The following is a 17,700-nucleotide window of genomic DNA, read 5'->3' as shown; positions in this document are numbered from 1 at the left end:
CACCTTCGAGTCACGGGCTGAAGGCACCCTCGAAGGAGCGACACCCATGGACCCGAAGGAATATCTCCAGAAGTCACTCGGCATTCCGCTGGACCCCGAGAAGCAGAAGGACCCGGAGGCGGATGGCGACCACGTCCCCGCGGAGGGACGCGCCGAGTTCCTCAACGACGTCGGCGGCCAGGACGGCGGCCAGCGCACGGAGGTGGGCCACCCGTATGACGGGGCGGGGGACCTCCAGCAGGGCCAGCGCGCCGAGTACCTCAAGCGCTCCGAGAAGAAGACGAAGAAGCGCTAGCTCTCCAGCGACACCTTCGTGCGGTTACCCATGTGGAAGATGGAGTTGCTCAGCGTCGCGGCGGACAGCTCCGCCAGCTCCATCATCACCTTCTGCTCCTCCGCTTCCTTGGAGCCCGCCGCTGGCGTGGACGCGGCCTGCGCGCCGTCCGCGGAGCTGGCGTCCTTGGTGACGGGGGGGCGGCCCACGGCCGACAGATAGGAGTTCAGCAGCCCGCCGTGTGAGGAGCCTCCCACGGAGTTGAGCGCCGACTGCACCACCAGGCCGCCCGTGGACATCGACGGGTCACCCGGACGGTTCGCCGCCGACATCATGTTGTTGTTGTGCTGCTGCATCACGGAGCCGAAGGCCGTGCGCGAGGACGCGGCGCTGGCCTGCGGCGTGGGGACCTGGACCCGAGGACCGGTGAGGTTGTTGATGCGGCTCATGGTGGGCTCCTTGGCTATCCGAGGGCGCACGAAGCGCGATTCTCGGAGGTCTGCCCACATTATCGCCCGAGGCCCCGGGAAGTTGCGTCCGGACGCGCGGAGCCTGCCTGCTCGGCGGAAAAACGACCGAAGGCCGCGGACTTACGGGCAGGGTGCCCTTGGTCCACGGCCCTCGGAGGGATCAGCGGAAAAAGGCGCCGCTTAGAACTGGTGGGCCTCGGTGGACTCGTGCAGGGCCAGGGTGCTGGCGGAGCCGCCGGAGATGACCTCGGCGACCTGGTCGAAGTAGCCGGTGCCGACCTCACGCTGGTGACGCGTGGCGGTGTAGCCGTCCTTCTCCGAGCCGAACTCGCTCTGCTGGAACTCGCTGTAGGCCGCCATGCCGCGGTCCTTGTACTTGCGGGCCAGCTCGTACATCGAGTGGTTCAGCGCGTGGAAGCCGGCCAGGGTGACGAACTGGAACTTGTAGCCCATGGCGCCCAGCTCACGCTGGAACCTGGCGATGGTGGCGTCGTCCAGGTTCTTCTTCCAGTTGAAGGAAGGCGAGCAGTTGTAGGCCAGCATCTTGTTGGGGAACTTCTCGCGGATGGACTCGGCGAACTTCTTGGCCTGGGCGAGGTCCGGGGTGCTGGTCTCGCACCACACGAGGTCCGCGTAGGGCGCGTACGCGAGGCCGCGGGCGATGGCGCAGTCGAGGCCGCCGTTGAGGCGGTAGAAGCCCTCGGAGGTGCGGCCGTTCTTGCGGTCGATGAAGGCGTGGTCGTACTCGTCCGAGTCGCTCATCAGCAGCTTGGCGCTGTCGGCGTCCGTGCGGGCGACGAGCAGGGTGGGCACGCCCATGACGTCGGCGGCGAGGCGCGCGGCGGTGAGGGTGCGGATGAAGTGGCTGGTGGGCACCAGCACCTTGCCGCCCATGTGGCCGCACTTCTTCTCGCTGGCGAGCTGGTCCTCGAAGTGGACGCCCGCTGCGCCCGCTTCAATCATGCTCTTCATCAGCTCGAAGGCGTTGAGCGGGCCACCGAAGCCGGCCTCGGCGTCGGCGATGATGGGCGCGAACCAGTAGCGGTCGCTCTTGCCCTCGGCGTGGTCAATCTGGTCCGCGCGGCGCAGGGCGTTGTTGATCTTCTTCACCACGGTGGGGACGCTGTCCACCGGGTAGAGGCTCTGGTCCGGGTACATCTGCCCGGCGGAGTTGGCGTCGGCCGCGACCTGCCAGCCGGAGAGGTAGATGGCCTTCAGGCCCGCGCGGACCATCTGCACGGCCTGGTTGCCGGTGAGCGAGCCGAGCGCGTTGATGTATTCCTCGGTGTGGAGCAGCTCCCACAGCCGCTTCGCGCCGACTTCCGCCAGCGTGTAGCTGATGGGCAGGGTGCCACGCAGCTTCAGCACGTCCTTGTCGGTGTAGTTGCGGGTGATGCCCTCGAAGCGTCGAGCGTGGAGCTTGGCGTTGGGAGAGGTATCCGGGGTCGTGGTGGTGGCGTCGTACATCGCAGGCTCCTCGGTGCGGCAGTGAAAGGTTGAAGAAGAACGAAAAGCTTTCAGCGAGTGGCATCCAGCGCCGCGTAGGCGGGCAGGGTGAGGAAGTCCTCGAAGGTGGAGGCGGTGGACAGGCGCTCGAAGAGCTCACGGGCGCGCGTGACGTGGTCGGCGCCGTACTTCGCGTTGACGCCTTCCTGCTCCAGGTGGGCCATCTCTTCGCCAAGGAGCGTCTGGAACAGCTCGGGCGTCACCTTGCGGCCGTCGTCGAGCGAGGCGCCGTGGTGAATCCACTGCCAGACCTGGGCGCGGGAGATTTCGGCGGTGGCCGCGTCCTCCATGAGGTTGTAGAGGGGCACGCAGCCCAGGCCGCCCAGCCACGCGGCGGTGTATTGAATCCCGACGCGGAGGTTGTGGCGCAGGCCTTCTTCGGTGCGCGTGCCGGAGGGGACCTTGAGCAGGTCGGCCTCGGTGATGCGGACGTCCTCGCGCTTGTTGGAGAGCTGGTTTGGGCCCTTCATGTTCGCGTCGAAGATGTCGCGGGCGAGGGAGACGAGGCCGGGGTGGGCGACCCACGTCCCGTCGTGGCCGTTCTTCACCTCGCGCAGCTTGTCGGCGCGGACCTTCTCGAGGACGGCCTCGTTGGCGGCGGCGTCACCCTTGATGGGGATGAACGCGGCCATGCCGCCCATGGCGTGGACATTGCGGCGGTGGCAGGTCTGGATGAGCAGCTGGGAGTAGGCGTTGAGGAACGCCTTGTCCATGGTGACCTGGCCGCGGTCCGGGAGGACGACGCTGGTGTCGGACTGGAGCGTCTTGATGAAGCTGAAGATGTAGTCCCAGCGGCCGCAGTTGAGGCCGGCGGAGTGCTCGCGCAGCTCGTGGAGGATTTCGTCCATCTCGAAGGCGGCGGGGAGCGTCTCGATGAGGACGGTGGCCTTGATGGTGCCGCGCGGGATTCCGAGGGTGTCCTGGGCGAGCAGGAACACGTCGTTCCAGAGGCGGGCCTCCAGGTGGCTCTGCATCTTCGGCAGGTAGAAGTAGGGGCCGGTGTCGCGCGCGAGCTGCTCGCGGACGTTGTGGAAGAAGAAGAGGCCGAAGTCGAAGAGGGAGCCGGAGATGGGCTTGCCGTCGATTTCGACGTGGCGCTCGGGCAGGTGCCAGCCGCGAGGACGGACGAAGAGGACGGCGGGCTTGTCGTTGAGCGCGTAGTGCTTGCCGCCGTCGGCGGTGAAGGAGATGCGGCGGCGGACGGCGTCGCGGAGGTTGAGCTGGCCGCGGACGACGTTGTCCCAGGTGGGGCTGTTGGCGTCCTCGAAGTCCGCCATGAAGACATTCGCGCCGGAGTTGAGCGCGTTGATGATCATCTTCCGGTCCACGGGGCCGGTGATTTCGACGCGGCGGTCCTGGAGGTCCGGCGGCAGGGGAGCCACCGTCCAGTGGCCGTCCCGGATGGCCTTCGTTTCGGCCAGGAAGTGGGGACGCTCGCCCTTGCGCCAGGACGCCTGGACCGTCTTGCGGCGCTCCAGGAGGGCCTCACGGCGTTCGCCGAAGGCGCGGACCAGGCGGGCGACGAAGTCGAGGGCGGCCGGGGTGAGGACCTCGGCGTAATCGGGGTGCCACGGACCCTTCACGGCCACGCCAGCGCTGAAGGCCGGGGTCTTCGAAGAGGGGGCATCCGAGGTCATCGAAAACTCCTTGGCATGCTGCGTTGTAAATCACCTTCAACGGGTCGGAAAATGGATCTTCCGAGGGAGGAAGGGAAGTGTCGGTCAATTTGTGCCTGCTCGGCTGTAATGCTGTCAACACCCTCCGGATTAAATCTGTAAATCAACAGACGTGGCGGGGGTTTGGCGGGGAGGGGGCGACGGCCGGGCAGGAGGCAATCAGCGACGCCAAGGTGCGTAGGTAGGGATGAGGGCGCCTGGCGCCAAGGGGCCAACCCCCTCTGTGGAGGCAGGACATGGACTCGATGAAGCGGTGCTCGGGATGCGCGGAGGAGATGAGGGCGGAGGCCGCGAAGTGCCCCCGCTGTGGCACTCGGGTGGAGCGGCTGCACCGGGGCGTGGGAGGGCGGGCGTTGACGGGCGTGTGCGCGATGCTGGCTCGCGAGCTGGGCATCGACGTGGCGCTGGTCCGCGTGGCGCTCGTCGTCGCCACCCTGTTCTCCGGCGGGACGCTGCCCCTCGTCTATCTGCTCCTCTGGGGCTTCACTCCCGCGTCCGCCGTGGGACAGGCTCCCTTGCAGCGCACGATGGAGTGGCTGTCCGGACTCGGGCAGTCCTCTGACGCTCCTCGCCTCGAGCGCCGCGTCTGAGGGCGCGGAGGCGCAGTGGCGGCACGGCCACGGTGGGCACGGCTCGCGGGCCCCTCGGCTCGGCGTGGGTCCCCCCGTCAGCGGACGGGGCCCCCCACGCCGGCCGTCCCGCTCCCTTGCGTCACGCGGCCCCCGTGCACATCGTCTCGCTCATTTCGGTGAGCACCGAAACGTTCGTCCTCGGAGACCCGTAGAAGCGCCTCACCGCCTCGCACTCCATCCCGGTGTGCACGGCGGCTCGAGGACTCCGGATGTCTCCCCCACTGGACCCCGTCGCCGCCGCCACCCACCCGGACCCGTACCCTTTCTACGCGGACCTCGTCTCCCAGCGCCCCCTGTACTGGGACGACTCGCTTCACCTGTGGGTCGCTTCCAGCGCGGAGGCCGTTCAGGCCGTTCTGACCCATCCCTCCTGCCGCGTCCGCCCTCCCTCCGAGCCCGTACCTCGGGCCCTGCTCGGGTCGGCCCCCGCCGAGGTGTTCCGACGCCTCGCTCGCATGAACGACGGCCCCTTTCATGCGCTTGCACGACAGGCCCTCGTCGGCCTCCTGGCCACGCTCGATTCACCTCGGCTCGTTGATGTCTCCCGGCGTTGGACCCTTCGGCTCGCGCTTCCGGAGTCGGCCCATTCGCTCCCCTTCCTGCTCCCGACTCATGTGCTGGGTGAGCTGCTGGGACTTCCCTCCGAGTCGCTTCCACGGGTCGCCTCCTGGACTCGGGACTTCGTCCGCTGCATCGCTCCAGGGGCCCCCCCGGACACCCTGGAGGCGGCCTCCGTGGCCACGCGGTCGCTGGGCTCCTGGGTGCGCTCCTCCCTGGAGGCGCAGCGCTCCTTGGACGCCGGGGCCCTGGCCCTGCTGGCTCGTGAGCTGACGGCGCTGGGACTCCAGGATGATGCCTCGGAGGTCGCGGTCGCCAATGCCATCGGACTGCTGTTGCAGGCACATGACGCCACGGCGGGCTTGTTGGGGCAGGCCCTTTGCGTCCTGCTCTCGGACTCCTCGCTGCTCGGTGTCCTGCGCGAGGACCCGTCGCTGCTCCCCTCCTTGCTCGACGAGGTGCTCCGGTTCGAGTCGCCCGTCCAGAACACCCGACGGTTCCTGGCCACGGACGCCGTCGTCGCCGGACAGGCGATGGCCTCCGGTGACGCGGTGCTCGTCGTCCTCGCCGCCGCCAACCGGGACCCTTCTCTTCACTCGGAGCCACAGCGGTTCAATCTTCGTCGAGCACAGCCTCGGGGACTTTCGTTCGGCGCGGGCGCTCATGCCTGCCCCGGCTCGGCGCTGGCGAAGTCCATCTCCCAGGGCGCCCTCATGGCACTGCTCCCCTCGGAGCTTCGCGCGCTTCTCGGGGCCCCCCTTCGTTTCTCCTGGATGCCCTCGCTCAACGCTCGCGTCCCCGTGTTCGCCGCCCCTTCTTCCCTGGAGGCTCACTCATGATCGCCGTCATCTTCGAGGCCCGGCTCAGCGCTGACGGACAGCGCGAGTACCTGGACCTGGCTGCCCAACTCCGGCCTTTGCTTGCTCGCATCGATGGGTTCATCTCCATCGAGCGGTTCCAGAGTCTGTCCTCTCCCGACCGGCTGCTCTCCCTGTCGTTCTGGCGCGACGAGGAGGCTGTCCAGCAATGGCGTCAGCTGGAGGCACACCGCGCCGCCCAGGCCCGGGGCCGGGACTCCGTCTTCGCCGACTACCGCCTTCGCGTCGCCACGGTCCTTCGCGACTACGGACCTCTTGAGCGCGAGCAGGCCCCCGACGACAGCCGACGGGCTCACGGCTGACCCCCGGACTGCTCACGGACCGACGGTCCGCGCTCCTTCCAGGTGCCGACGGCTCCAGCCTGTTATTCGTGGGCTCACTGACGACTTTCCACCAGGAGCCCCGCGCGTGAGCACCCAGAACGTTCGCATCGAGAAGGACACCTTCGGCCCCATCGAAGTCCCCGCCGACCGCCTCTGGGGCGCGCAGACCCAGCGCAGCCTCCAGAACTTCGCCATCTCCACCGAGCGCATGCCCCCCGCCCTCATCCGCGCGCTCGTCCTCGTCAAGAAGGCCGCCGCCCTCGTCAACGTGGAGAACGGAAGCCTGGCTCGCGAGAAGGGCGACGCCATCGTCCGCGCCGCCGATGAAGTCCTCGCCGGCAAGCATGACGCCGAGTTCCCCTTGAGCGTCTGGCAGACCGGCAGCGGCACCCAGACGAACATGAACACCAACGAGGTGCTCGCCAACCGCGCCTCGGAGCTGCTCGGCGGTGAGCGCGGCGAGGCCCGCAAGGTCCACTCCAACGACGACGTCAACAAAGGCCAGAGCTCCAACGACGTCTTCCCCACCGCCATGAGCGTGGCCGCCGTCACCGCCGTCGCCGAGCACGTCCTCCCCGAGCTGAAGGCCCTTCGTGACGTCCTCGCCGACAAGTCCCGCGCCTTCATGGACGTGGTGAAGATTGGCCGCACCCACCTCCAGGACGCCACGCCCCTCACCCTGGGCCAGGAGCTGAGCGGCTACGTCGCGCAGCTGGACCTCGCGCGCTCCCACCTGGAGCGGACGCTGCCCCACCTGCATGAGCTGGCGCTGGGTGGCACCGCCGTCGGCACCGGCCTCAATGCCCCCAAGGGCTACGCCGAGCGCGTCGCGAAGGAGATTGCCCGCCTCACCGGCCTCGCCTTCGTCACCGCCCCCAACAAGTTCGAGGCGCTGGCCGCCAACGACGCGCTCGTCCAGGCCCACGGCGCCCTCAAGGGCCTGGCAGCCGTCCTCTTCAAGGTCGCCAACGACATCCGCTGGCTGTCCTCCGGCCCCCGCTCCGGCCTGGGCGAAATCACCATCCCGGAGAACGAGCCCGGCAGCTCCATCATGCCGGGCAAGGTCAACCCCACCCAGAGTGAGGCGCTCACCATGCTGTGCGCCCAGGTCATGGGCAACGACGTCGCCGTCTCCATCGGCGGAGCCTCCGGCAACTTCGAGCTCAACGTCTTCAAGCCCCTCATCATCCAGAACGTCCTGCAGAGCTGCCGCCTCCTCGCGGACGGCATGCGCAGCTTCCGGCTCAACTGCGCCGTCGGAATCGAGCCCAACCGCGCCCGCATCCAGGAGAACCTGGAGCGCAGCCTCATGCTCGTCACCGCCCTCAACCCGCACATCGGCTACGACAACGCGGCGAAAATCGCGAAGCTGGCCCACAAGGAGGGCAAGACGCTCAAGGAGGTCGCCGTGGCGCTGGGCCTGCTCACCTCCGAGCAGTTCGACCAGTGGGTCCGCCCGGAGAAGATGACCGGCCTGTAGGCAGCCCCTGTCCTACACCTCGCCCGGACGCCCCACCGAGGGGCATCCGGGGGGCCTTCCCCCGTCCCAACCGTGGGCCAGCACACGCTGGGACAAGAACGAGCGGGCGCGAGGGCGACAGGACGATTAGGGTAGGGGAGCCATGAACGTCCCCTTCGTCATTGAGACCACGCACCGCGGCGAGCGGGCGTATGACCTGTACAGCCGGCTCCTCAAGGACCGCATCATCATGCTGGGCACGCCCGTCAACGACGACGTGGCCAACATCATCGTCGCCCAGCTGCTGTTCCTCGAGTCCGAGGACCCCGACAAGGGCATCAACCTCTACATCAACTCGCCCGGCGGCTCCGTCACGGCCGGCCTCGCCATCTACGACACCATGCAGTACGTGAAGTGTCCGGTGTCCACCATCTGCGTGGGACAGGCCGCCTCCATGGGCGCCCTCCTCCTGCTGGCCGGTGCCAAGGGCAAGCGCTACGCCCTGCCCAACAGCCGCATCATGATTCACCAGCCGCTCGGCGGCGCCCAGGGCCAGGCCACGGACATCGACATCCAGGCCAAGGAAATCCTCCGCCTGCGCAGCTACATCAACGGCCTCATCGTCAAGCACACGGGCCACACCGTCGAGCGCATCGAGAAGGACACCGAGCGCGACTACTTCATGAGCGCCGAGGATGCCCGGCAGTACGGCCTCATCGACGAAGTGGTGGAGAAGCAGCGCCTCATCTCGCCGCCGTCGTCCACCCCCGCGAAGTAGCGGCGCGTCGCACCGCCCCCCGCTCTCATGGCGGAGCGGGGGCCGGGTGGGCACTTCGAGCCCGCTCGCTGATTCCCGCCACCCGCCGCGCGCAAGTCCTCCGCTGGTGCACCGAGCAGGCGCGAAGCCCACGCGCCGCCGTGCCCGCTTCCCCGGCTGCGGGTGGCATGGTCGATGCCCAAACTTGGACACATGTCCTGGCCTCGCTCGCGCACCCTCCGTCGCCTCCTGCTGCCCTCCGTCCTCCTGGTTGGAGCGGGTTGCGCGGGGCCCACCGGTCGCCCGCCCGTTCCCCCCTCCTCGGCCTCCGTGCAGGCGGAGCTGGGCGAGCGCGACGTCATCCAGGCCGGTGAGGAATACGCCCGCAACAACAGCTTCGTCCTGGCCCAGGCTGGCGAGGCCGTGGAGATCCGCCCCAACCTCTGGCGCATCCGCTTCGGCTTGAAGGACAAGCCTGGCCGGGGCGTGGAGCTGGAGTTCGACGAGATTGCCCGCCGGGTGACGCGCGCCCAGGAGATTGAAATCCTCCCGGGCTCCACCACCACCCCCGAGAACGTCCCCGGCCAGGGCGAGGATGTGCCCGCCGGCGGTCAGGGGCGCGGACCCATCCCCTGACACCGCCGGAGGCCGCCGCTACGGCAGCACGGTGACGCGATTGAGCGCGGGGGCGGGCAAGGGGCTCGCCGCGCTGCTGTGCGCCTTCAGGTAGGCCTCCATCGCGTCGCTGTCCACGTCGCCACCCAGCCGGTTCGTCCCCTCGGCGAGCAGCTCGAAGCCATCACCCCCACTCGCGAGGTAGTTGTTCGCGGTGACGCGGTAGTTCGCCGCCGGGTCCACCGTCACGCCGTTGATCCGGATGGACGCCGGGTTGACGCGGTTTCCGATGGGCGCCGACGCGCTGAACGCATAGGTGAAGCCCGCCGACGGCAACAGCATGAGGGTGGCTCCCGACGGCCGCCACTGCCACTCCAGCAGTTGCTCGATTTGCGCGCCCGTCAGCGTCAGGGTGACCAGGCTGTTGCCGAACGGCTGCGTGGCGAAGGCCTCGCCGTAGGTGACCTCGCCCTGGGCGATGTCCGCGCGCAGGCCGCCCGGGTTCATGAAGGCCACATGCGCCCCACCCAGGTTCGCGGGCTTCGTCGCCTCCAACTGCGAGTCCGCGATGACTGAACCCAGGGTGGACTGGCCCGCGGAATCCGACTGCGATCTGAGCGCCTGTGCCACCCAGCCGATGACCCGGTTGGCCCGCGCCGTGACGAGCTCCTGGTACTTCGTCACCAGCTCCTTCACCGCGCCGACCTCCTGCACGTCGCGAGTGACGATGACGTTGTTCGCTCGCGCCCCCACGACGTCGCCCGTCGCCTTGCTCAACGTCAGGTCGATGTCCGTGACGAGCCGCCCCAACGACGAGGCGCTCGTGACGACCTTGCCATCGATGACGCAGTTGTAGGCTTGATGCGTGTGGCCGCTGACGATGACATCCACCGCGTCGTTGAGGCCCTTGGCGATGCCAACGATGGCACCTGAGATGAGGCCGTCCGCGCCCGAACCCTTGCATTCGTTCACCAGCGCGTTCGGGCTCGGATTGCCGCCCTGGTGCACCACCACGATGATGGCTTCGATGCCCTGCTGCCGCAGCTCTGGCACCAGCGCGTTCACCGTCTGCACTTCGTCCTTGAAGGTGAGCCCCGCCACGCCCGTGGGCGTGACGATTTCCGGCGTGTCCTCCAACGTCATGCCGATGAAGGCCACCTTCACGCCCTCGAACTCGCGCACGTCGTAGCGGGGGAACAGCGTGCGGTCCACGCCCGTGGCCACGTTGGCCGCCAGGAACTTGAACTTCGCGCCCGGGAAGCCATCCCCGTCCAGGCAGCCATCCACCGGGTGGCAGCCGCCCGACTGCATGCGCAACAGCTCCGTGCTGCCCTCGTCGAACTCGTGGTTGCCCACCGCGACCAGGTCCAGGCCGATCAGGTTCATCGCCTCGATGGTGGGCTCGTCGTGGAAGAGCGCCGACACCAGCGGCGAGGCGCCGATGAGGTCTCCCGCCGCCACCACCACCGTGTTCGGATTGGTGGCCCGCAGGGCCGCGATGTGCCGGGCGAAGTACGTCACGCCGCCCGCGTTCACCCGCACCGGCCCACCGTCGGGGGCCACGCCCGTCAGAATCTGGCCCGCGGGCTCCTCGAGCTGCCCGTGGAAGTCATTGAACGCGAGCACCTGGACGCTCACCGTGGTGGGACCCGCGTCGGACGTCCCCGCGTCGGGCGTCCCAGAGTCGGGCTTCCCTGCGTCGGGCGTCCCAGAGTCGGGCGTCCCCGCGTCGGGCGTCCCAGAGTCGGTCGTCCCCGCGTCCGAGCCCGCATCCGGGGGCGGCGGCTGGACGGGATGCTGCGCGCAGCGCTTGTCCTCGCAGACCCACTCCTTGCCCTCCGCCGGTGCGCTGTTGTCGAAGCGGCAGTCGGCGGCGTCCTGGCACTCGTCACCTCCGCAGCCGCCATGGGCGAAGAGGAACATGCCGGTGACGAACGCTCCGGCGAGAAGGAAGACGCTGGGGCGTGCTCCCGTAGGTGACGAGCGCGGTGTGGCTTGAGGCATCGAGGGAACTCCGACGAGCAGGGAGTCGGAACCTACCCTGGTTCACGGACGATGGCTCGACTTCGTCTCGACACGGGGCGCGACTGTCGCCCCGATTCAAGGAACGGGTGGCGGCGCTTCGCTGCCGCACAGCAGCAGCTCCGCGGGGCCTCCGGTGCGACCCACCAGGACGGCCACCTGCCCGTGGGCGCGACCGAAGCGCTCCGCCTCCGCGCGGGGCAGGCCCGGGACGAAGAGGCTCTGCTCGGACCAGCTCCCGTCCTCCGCTTCGCCAATGGCGGGCGCCACCACCCAACCGCCCGCGATGAGCTGGGAGACCAGCCGCTCCTGCGCGCGCTGGTTCTCGTCCTTGCCCCGAGGGCGGGAACCCGGATTCCAGGCCGTCAGGAAGGCCCACTCCCGATGGCCTCGTGCCGCCAGGGCGGCGTCGAGCGCGGGGTGCAGCCTTCCGACTCGCAGCACCTGCTCCACGCCGTCCGTGGAGCCATGCGGGCGAATGACATACCGCGTCGTCCGGTAGGCTCCCAGCAACCGCTCCTGGTCGAGCTGTCTCATCTGCGCATTCTCGCGTTGACGACACCTCGCTGTCAGCCCCGGGGGCCGCGAGTCCTGACGAAAATATGTCTGGATTGGATATTCCCGGTGAATGTTCAGAACCCCTCAACGTCTGGAGCCCTCGCAACGTTCCATGAGGGGGCGTTTGGACGTGGGGCAAATCCAGATGATGCGTCGTGCCGTGGTGGCTGTCGCGCTGTGCGCGGGTTTTGTGGGGACGGGCTGTGTTTCGGTGAGTCATGTGCAGACGGCGGACACGCTGGGCGCGGGCAAGTTCCAGTTCGCCATCGAGCCGGGTGTCGGCGGCGCCGCCGTCGTCGGGGATAGCGATACCGGTTCGGGGGGCATCTACTATCCGCACATCGACCTCGCGGCGCGCTTCGGTGTGACGGAGCGCGTGGACCTGGGCGTGCGCTTCGGCTCGTCGCTGGCCGAACTCCAGTCGAAGTTCCTGCTCACCAGCCCCGAGAACCCTGACCTGGCCATCTCGCTGGCGCCCTCGGTGATGGGTGTCTTCCTGGGCAGCGACGACGACGCGGTGGGCAGCTACGTCAACGTGGCGGTGCCCCTGCTGGTGGGCTTCAAGACGGCGGGTGGCTCGGAGCTGGTGCTGGGGCCTCGGGTGTCCGCGACGCGAATCTCGGGAGGCAGCTCCACGGACAGCGCGGCCGTGAATCTGCTGAGCGTGGGCGCCTCGGTGGGCTACGCGCTGCGTGTCACGGAGGGCTTCCGGCTGATGCCCGAGGTGGGCGTCTCCATCCCCGTCATCGGCGAGTTCAACACCACGGACTCCGACTCGGAGCTGGGTGCGGGTTTCAACGGAGGCTTCGTCCAGTTCAAGCTGGGCTTCCTCTTCGGCCGCGGTCGTCCCATCAATCGCGACACGCGGGACTACGTCAACGCCGACTCGAGCGACGTCGACATCTGACGTCCCCGGTGGGCAATCCATCCGAGCCTTTTCCGCTAGGCTGTGCGGGTCCAGGGGCCGGCGGCCCTGGCGGGAGGCTCGAGATGGATTCGATGGATGCGCGGCTGGAGCGACTGGAGCGCCGCTGTCAGCGGTTGCAGGGACTCACCTTCGCGGCGCTCGCGCTGGCGGGAGTGGGGCTGGGCACCGCGGCGCTGAAGCCCGCGCCCACGCCAGGTGGGGAGCTGGTGGCCTCGCGCCTGGTGCTCAACGACGCCCAGGGACAGCGACGGGCCTCGCTGGGGCTGGACGACTCGGGCGCCTCGGGGCTGGTGCTGCATGACGGCATGGGGCGTCCGCGCGCCTTGCTGGGTGTGGCGGAGGATGGCTCACCCCGGCTGCGCTTCTCCACGGCCGGAGGCGAGTCCCTGGCCGAGCTCACCGTGTACTCGGACGAAGCCCCGCGCCTGACGTTGTCCAAGCCCGGCGGCATCGACCTGTTCGCGGTGGGGCTCCAGGTGGATGGCTCCTCGCGGCTGGAGCTGGCGGACGCGGATGGTCGGCCCCGCGCGATTCTGGGCGCGGACGAGCACGGCTCTCCGGGACTGCTGCTGGTGGACCGTCGAGGTCAGCCTCGCGTGGAGCTGAAGGTGAGCCCCGCCGATGGCGCCAGCCTGCGGGTGGAGGGCCGCGACGGCGAGGTCTTCCAGGCGCCCGCCGTCCTCCAGTGACGCCGCGTCACTGCCGGGGCGGGATGATTTTGTAGCCGCGTTGCAGCAGCGGGGCGAGGCGGTCGGAGATGTCCCACGACTCCACCACCTTGCCGTCGCGCATCCGGTAGAGCGAGTGGCCATTGAGCGCGAGTTGACGAGGCTTGCCCGCCTCGTCCGGGTGCTTCGCGTCCGTGCCCTCGGCCTTCCAGTGCACCAGCACCATGTCTCCGTCCGCCACCACGTGGAGGACGTCGAAGCGCAGGTCCGGGAAGGCCTGGAACGTGGCCTCGGCCTGCTGGCGCACGGCGGCCGGGCCCACCACGTCCGTGGGCGCGCCCTGCGAGTGGTCCACATAGTCCTCGGAGAACAGCTCCGCGACGCGGTCCAGCTTGCGCAGGTTGTAGAGCTCCTCGGTGAGCACCCTGGCCTGCTGGCGGTTCTGCTCCTCCAGCGCGGCGGCGCGCTCCACCGGAGACACGGACGCACACGCGGACAGCAGTCCGAGCACGCAGAGCCACATCGTCTTCGCGAGGCTTCTCATGGCCAGGGAAGCTGCGCAGCCTCGCCCAGGCCGTCAGCCCCCCAGTGCCCGCGAGTGTTCACCTCACGTCACGCCGAGAGGTGGCCCAGGCCGATGGGCGAGGCGAGGCAGGCGTCCGGAATGCCAAAGGCATCCACCAGCGCCACCGCGTCGGGCCGCAGCTCCGTGCAGAGCTTCACGACCTCCTTGCGGATGGCCAGGGCCTTGTTGCCTTCCATCAGCCCGTTCTCCTGGAACCAGCCGCTCGCCGACTCCAGGCACGACAGGCCATAGAGGTCGCACAGCCGGCCCAGTACCACCTTGAGCCCCTCGTCCTTCACCGTCGCCACGCCGTGGAGGAACTGCTCCAGCACCACGCGCTCGATGTGCGCGTGCGCCACCGCCACCAGGTGCGCCTGGACCTGGTTGAAGGCCGTGAAGGCCTCCACGCCCGCGGACATCCGCTTGCGCAGCCGCTTCGCCACCGAGGCCAGCAGGTCCTCCTCGCGGTAGCGCAGGAGCCGGAGCTGGAAGTCGCCGTCGCGCAGGTGCTCGCTGCCGGTGCGCCGCGTCGCGATGGGGTTGCGGTCCGCCACCGCCGTCGCCCTGTCGGCGATGAGCTTGAGCACCGCGAAGACACGGTCGTCCTCGAAGCGCTGCCGGTAGTCCGTCAGCAGGCTCTTGGCGACCAGCTGCATCAGCACCGTGTTGTCGCCCTCGAACGTCGTGAAGATGTCCGTGTCCGCCTTCAGCCCCGACAGCCGGTTGGCCTCCAGGTAGCCCTGACCTCCACACGCCTCGCGTGCCTCCTGGAGCACCGCCGTCACGTTCCACGAGGCATACGCCTTGAGGCCCGCCGCCAGCGCCTCCACCTCCATGGAGTCCTCCTCGGTGCGCTTCACGTAGCGCTCCACCAGGTACTCCAGCGCGAAGTCGAGCGCGTACGTCTTCGCCAGCGGCCGGAGCAGGCGCAGCTGGTGCGTCTGGTGGTCCAGGAGCCGCACCTCCTGCGCGCCCGGAGGACCGAACTGCCGGCGCATGTCGCCGTAGCGCACGGCGATGGTCAGCCCGCTCTTGGCCCCGCTCAAGGACGCGCACGCCACGCTCACCCGGCCCGCCACCAGCGTGCCCAACATGGTGAAGAAGCGCCGGCCGTCGCTGGGGATGGAGCTGGTGTACTCGCCCTCGGCGCTCACCTGGCCGAAGCGGTCCAGCAGGTTCTCCCGAGGCACTCGCACGTGGTCGAACCAGATGCGGCCGTTGTCCACGCCGTTGAGCCCCATCTTCCGGCCGCAGTCCTCGATGCGCACCCCGGGCAGCAGCTGGCCCCTCGCGTCGCGCAGCGGCACCAGGAGGGCGTGCACGCCCAGGCCCTTGCCGCCGACCTCCAGCTGCGCGAACACCGTGGCGATGCGGCCGTGGACCGCGGCGTTGCCAATCCACTCCTTGCGCGCGGACTCCGTCGGAGTGTGGATGATGAAGTTCCCGGCCTCCGCGTCGTAGCGCGCCACCGTCTCCACGTCGCGCACGTTGGAGCCGTGGCCCAGCTCGCTCATCGCGAAGCAGCCGGGCAGCTCCAGCGTGGCGACCTTCGGCAGGTACTCGCGGTGGTGGCGCTCCGTACCGAGGAAGAGGATGCTCGCGCCGAACAGGCCGAAGTGGACGCCCGCCTTCACCACGAGGCTCATGTCGAAGAGCGCCAGCGTCTCGAACGCGGCGATGAAGGCGCCCAGGTCCGCGCCGGCCTCGTCACCCTCCGGGAAGGCGATGTGGCCCAGGCCCTCGTCCGCGAGCTGCTTGAGCCATTTGAAGGTCTGCTCGCGCTGCTTCGCCGTGTCCAGCGTGGGCTGCTGGCGGAAGGCCGGGTCCTCCAGCCACGTGCGCACCTTGGCGCGGACGTCCGGGTACTTGCGGTCCAGCACCGCGCGCAGCGCCTCGGGCGCGAAGGACGTGGGCTCCGTGGGGCCGATGCGGCGCGGCTCGTGCGCGGCGGAGGGGACGAGGGCCCGCACCGCATCCCGACTGGAGACGCCCAGCACCGCCTCCACCGACGCCAGGGCGCGCACCAGCTCGGGGACGGACGGTGGAAGTTCCTTCGTGCCGGAGACCAGCTCGGCCAGCTTCGCGCCCAGCTCCGCGAGGCTGTCCTGGGCGCTGAGCGACAGGCGCGCGGCGGCGGAGCGGATGTGCTCGCGCACCAGCGCCAGCTCGTTGGACGTGGGGGGCAGGAGCGGGTCCAACCAGCGCGCGAGCACGGTGGTGGAGCGCAGGTCCAACCAGGGCTGGGCGCGGGCGGCGTTGCCGAGCATCCGAAGCTCCGCCGTCGTCAGCTCTCCGTCCGTCCAGGCCACGTACAGCATGGGCACCAGGGGCGCGAGGCGCGGCAGCGACAGCAGCTCCTTCGCGGTTGGACGAATCTCTTCCACCATGGTCGGTACTCCATCAGGCGAGGGAACGGGCGCAGTGTGGCCAGCATGGCGCCGGGCGGCAATGGAAGAGAGCACTCGGCTGTCGGGCAGGCGGGCAGGCCCCGCATGCCAGGGCAGGGAAGTGTTCCTAGCTTGGCACGTCATGGACGAGTCCCAGGACCTGTCGGAGATCGAGATTCTTCCCCAGCCCGGAGCCCACGGCTTCAGCGGCACGCGGGAGCGCAGCGAGCACGAGATGCACGGCCCCTATGTGCTGCCGCCGGGGCCCCAGGGCTTCTCGTTCTCCCTCTATCAGTCCACGGGCGCCGCGCTGATGCCGGGGCACAAGCTGGAGCTGCTGGACAACGGCGCGGTCTTCGACCGGATGTTGGAAGACATCCGCTCGGCGCGGGAGAGCGTCCACATCATGGTCTACATCTGGCGACCGTGTGACGTGTCGGACCGCATCGTCGCGGCGCTGGTGGAGCGCGCCCGGGCGGGTGTGGCGTGTCGCGTGGTGGTGGACCCGGTGGGCAGCGAGGAGCTTCGCGGCGACAAGGACTTCGACCAGAAGGTGGAGAAGGTCCTCTGTGAGGCCGGCGTGGAGGTGCACTACTACCGGCTGCTCGCGGGCAAGGTGATGGGGCGGCTCTTGGGGCGCACGCACCAGAAGCTGGTCGTCATCGACGGGCGCATCGCCTACACGGGCGGCTTCGGCTTCTGGAAGGTCTGGGAGGGCAACGGCCAGGCCCCCGAGGAGTGGCGCGACACGAGCGTCCGCGTCGAGGGCCCCTCCGCGCGCGAGATGCAGCTCACCTTCTCGCGATACTGGCAGGAGTCGGGCGGCGGACTGCTGCCGCCGAGCACCTTCCCGGAGCCCATGCTGGTGGGTGACGCCGAGGCGTGCTTCGTGGAGAGCTCGGGCAAGCTGGGCATCACCGACGCGGAGCGCATGGTGCGCATGGTCATCGCCGCCGCGCGCGAGCGGCTCTGGATTGCCAACGCGTACTTCTCTCCGCCCAACGAGATTCTGGAGCAACTGGAAGAGAAGTGCCGGCAGGGCGTGGAGATTCGCGTCCTGGGGCCCGGGCCCATCCACGACGTGAAGGTCATCCGTGCCTCGCAGCGCTCCACGTACGAGCGCCTCTTGGATGCGGGTGTGCGCATCTACGAGTACCAGCCGTCGATGATGCACGCGAAGACGATGATTGTGGATGACTGGCTCGCCGTCGTGGGCTCCACCAACATGGACTCGCTGTCGCTCAACAAGCTGGGCGAGGGCTCGCTCGTCATCAACGACGTGGAGTTCGTGCGGAAGATGGAGCGCTGCTGGGCGAAGGACCTGCGCGTCTCCAAGGAGATCTCCCTGGAGAACGGCGGGCGCACCAACCCATGGCGACGGCTGGCTCGCCGGGCCACGCAGCTGGTGGGCCATGACCGCTGAC

At 69.0% G+C, this 17,700-nt stretch carries 17 protein-coding genes; 10 read left to right on the top strand and 7 right to left on the bottom strand.

The annotated features are described in order from the left end of the window. The first annotated feature begins 46 nt into the window (after positions 1-46). Complete coding sequence (locus tag ACN469_RS31310) at positions 47-295, top strand: hypothetical protein (RefSeq protein WP_498773838.1); 249 nt, start codon at positions 47-49, stop codon at positions 293-295. Here the strand turns inward: ACN469_RS31310 and ACN469_RS31305 are convergent. From ACN469_RS31305 to aceB, 3 genes are all read right to left on the bottom strand, one after another. Then, positions 292-723, bottom strand: a complete 432-nt coding sequence (locus ACN469_RS31305; protein ID WP_498773836.1) for a hypothetical protein — start codon at positions 721-723, stop codon at positions 292-294. The genes ACN469_RS31310 and ACN469_RS31305 overlap by 4 nt on opposite strands. A 201-nt stretch (positions 724-924) precedes the next feature. Next, the gene (gene aceA, locus ACN469_RS31300; protein ID WP_498773834.1) at positions 925-2,211 is read right to left on the bottom strand and encodes an isocitrate lyase; all 1,287 of its coding nucleotides are present in this window, start codon (positions 2,209-2,211) and stop codon (positions 925-927) included. 50 nt (positions 2,212-2,261) lie between these two features. Then, positions 2,262-3,887, bottom strand: a complete 1,626-nt coding sequence (gene aceB, locus ACN469_RS31295) for a malate synthase A (RefSeq protein WP_498773832.1) — start codon at positions 3,885-3,887, stop codon at positions 2,262-2,264. A 275-nt stretch (positions 3,888-4,162) separates the two neighbouring features. On the opposite strand from aceB, the gene ACN469_RS31290 reads away from it, so the two are divergent. The 6 genes from ACN469_RS31290 (at position 4,163) to ACN469_RS31265 (ending at position 9,169) form a co-directional block, all read left to right on the top strand. Beyond that, a complete protein-coding gene (locus ACN469_RS31290; protein WP_498773830.1) occupies positions 4,163-4,516 on the top strand; it encodes a PspC domain-containing protein in 354 nt (117 codons plus the stop codon). Positions 4,517-4,767: 251 nt separating this feature from the next. Then, positions 4,768-5,955, top strand: a complete 1,188-nt coding sequence (locus tag ACN469_RS31285; protein ID WP_498773828.1) for a cytochrome P450 — start codon at positions 4,768-4,770, stop codon at positions 5,953-5,955. Beyond that, the gene (locus ACN469_RS31280; protein WP_498773826.1) at positions 5,952-6,296 is read left to right on the top strand and encodes an antibiotic biosynthesis monooxygenase family protein; all 345 of its coding nucleotides are present in this window, start codon (positions 5,952-5,954) and stop codon (positions 6,294-6,296) included. The genes ACN469_RS31285 and ACN469_RS31280 overlap by 4 nt, the downstream gene beginning before the upstream one ends. Before the next feature lie 106 nt (positions 6,297-6,402). Next, a complete protein-coding gene (fumC, locus tag ACN469_RS31275; protein ID WP_498773824.1) occupies positions 6,403-7,797 on the top strand; it encodes a class II fumarate hydratase in 1,395 nt (464 codons plus the stop codon). 142 nt (positions 7,798-7,939) lie between these two features. Continuing rightward, positions 7,940-8,554: an ATP-dependent Clp endopeptidase proteolytic subunit ClpP gene (clpP, locus tag ACN469_RS31270; RefSeq protein ID WP_498773822.1), complete on the top strand. Its 615-nt coding sequence runs from the start codon at positions 7,940-7,942 to the stop codon at positions 8,552-8,554. A gap of 192 nt (positions 8,555-8,746) precedes the next feature. Further along, entirely contained in the window at positions 8,747-9,169 is a 423-nt protein-coding gene (locus tag ACN469_RS31265; protein ID WP_498773820.1) for a hypothetical protein, read from the top strand. An 18-nt stretch (positions 9,170-9,187) separates the two neighbouring features. Here ACN469_RS31265 and ACN469_RS31260 read toward each other — a convergent pair whose 3' ends face one another. Both ACN469_RS31260 and ACN469_RS31255 read right to left on the bottom strand, forming a co-directional pair. Then, positions 9,188-11,152, bottom strand: coding sequence for a bifunctional metallophosphatase/5'-nucleotidase (locus ACN469_RS31260; protein ID WP_498773818.1), 1,965 nt, complete (start codon positions 11,150-11,152; stop codon positions 9,188-9,190). A gap of 96 nt (positions 11,153-11,248) precedes the next feature. After that, entirely contained in the window at positions 11,249-11,707 is a 459-nt protein-coding gene (locus ACN469_RS31255; protein ID WP_498773816.1) for a DUF3293 domain-containing protein, read from the bottom strand. A gap of 133 nt (positions 11,708-11,840) precedes the next feature. Here ACN469_RS31255 and ACN469_RS31250 point away from each other — a divergent pair, with 133 nt between their 5' ends. Together ACN469_RS31250 and ACN469_RS31245 are read left to right on the top strand one after the other, a co-directional pair. Continuing rightward, positions 11,841-12,635: a hypothetical protein gene (locus tag ACN469_RS31250; protein ID WP_498773814.1), complete on the top strand. Its 795-nt coding sequence runs from the start codon at positions 11,841-11,843 to the stop codon at positions 12,633-12,635. An 83-nt stretch (positions 12,636-12,718) separates the two neighbouring features. After that, the gene (locus tag ACN469_RS31245) at positions 12,719-13,345 is read left to right on the top strand and encodes a hypothetical protein (protein ID WP_498773812.1); all 627 of its coding nucleotides are present in this window, start codon (positions 12,719-12,721) and stop codon (positions 13,343-13,345) included. A 7-nt stretch (positions 13,346-13,352) separates the two neighbouring features. Here the strand turns inward: ACN469_RS31245 and ACN469_RS31240 are convergent, their stop codons facing one another. Together ACN469_RS31240 and ACN469_RS31235 are read right to left on the bottom strand one after the other, a co-directional pair. Next, on the bottom strand, positions 13,353-13,868 hold the full coding sequence (locus ACN469_RS31240) for an ester cyclase (protein ID WP_498773810.1): 516 nt from the start codon (positions 13,866-13,868) through the stop codon (positions 13,353-13,355). 68 nt (positions 13,869-13,936) lie between these two features. Further along, on the bottom strand, positions 13,937-16,276 hold the full coding sequence (locus tag ACN469_RS31235; protein ID WP_498773808.1) for an acyl-CoA dehydrogenase family protein: 2,340 nt from the start codon (positions 16,274-16,276) through the stop codon (positions 13,937-13,939). A 142-nt stretch (positions 16,277-16,418) separates the two neighbouring features. Here ACN469_RS31235 and ACN469_RS31230 point away from each other — a divergent pair, with 142 nt between their 5' ends. Further along, a complete protein-coding gene (locus ACN469_RS31230) occupies positions 16,419-17,699 on the top strand; it encodes a phospholipase D-like domain-containing protein (RefSeq protein ID WP_498773806.1) in 1,281 nt (426 codons plus the stop codon). Position 17,700 lies beyond the last annotated feature (1 nt).

Source organism: Corallococcus terminator (assembly GCF_049194865.1).
Classification (GTDB): domain Bacteria; phylum Myxococcota; class Myxococcia; order Myxococcales; family Myxococcaceae; genus Myxococcus; species Myxococcus terminator_A.
The sequence above is the reverse complement of the archived record's forward strand: the minus strand, read 5'-3'. Positions and strand labels throughout refer to the sequence as shown.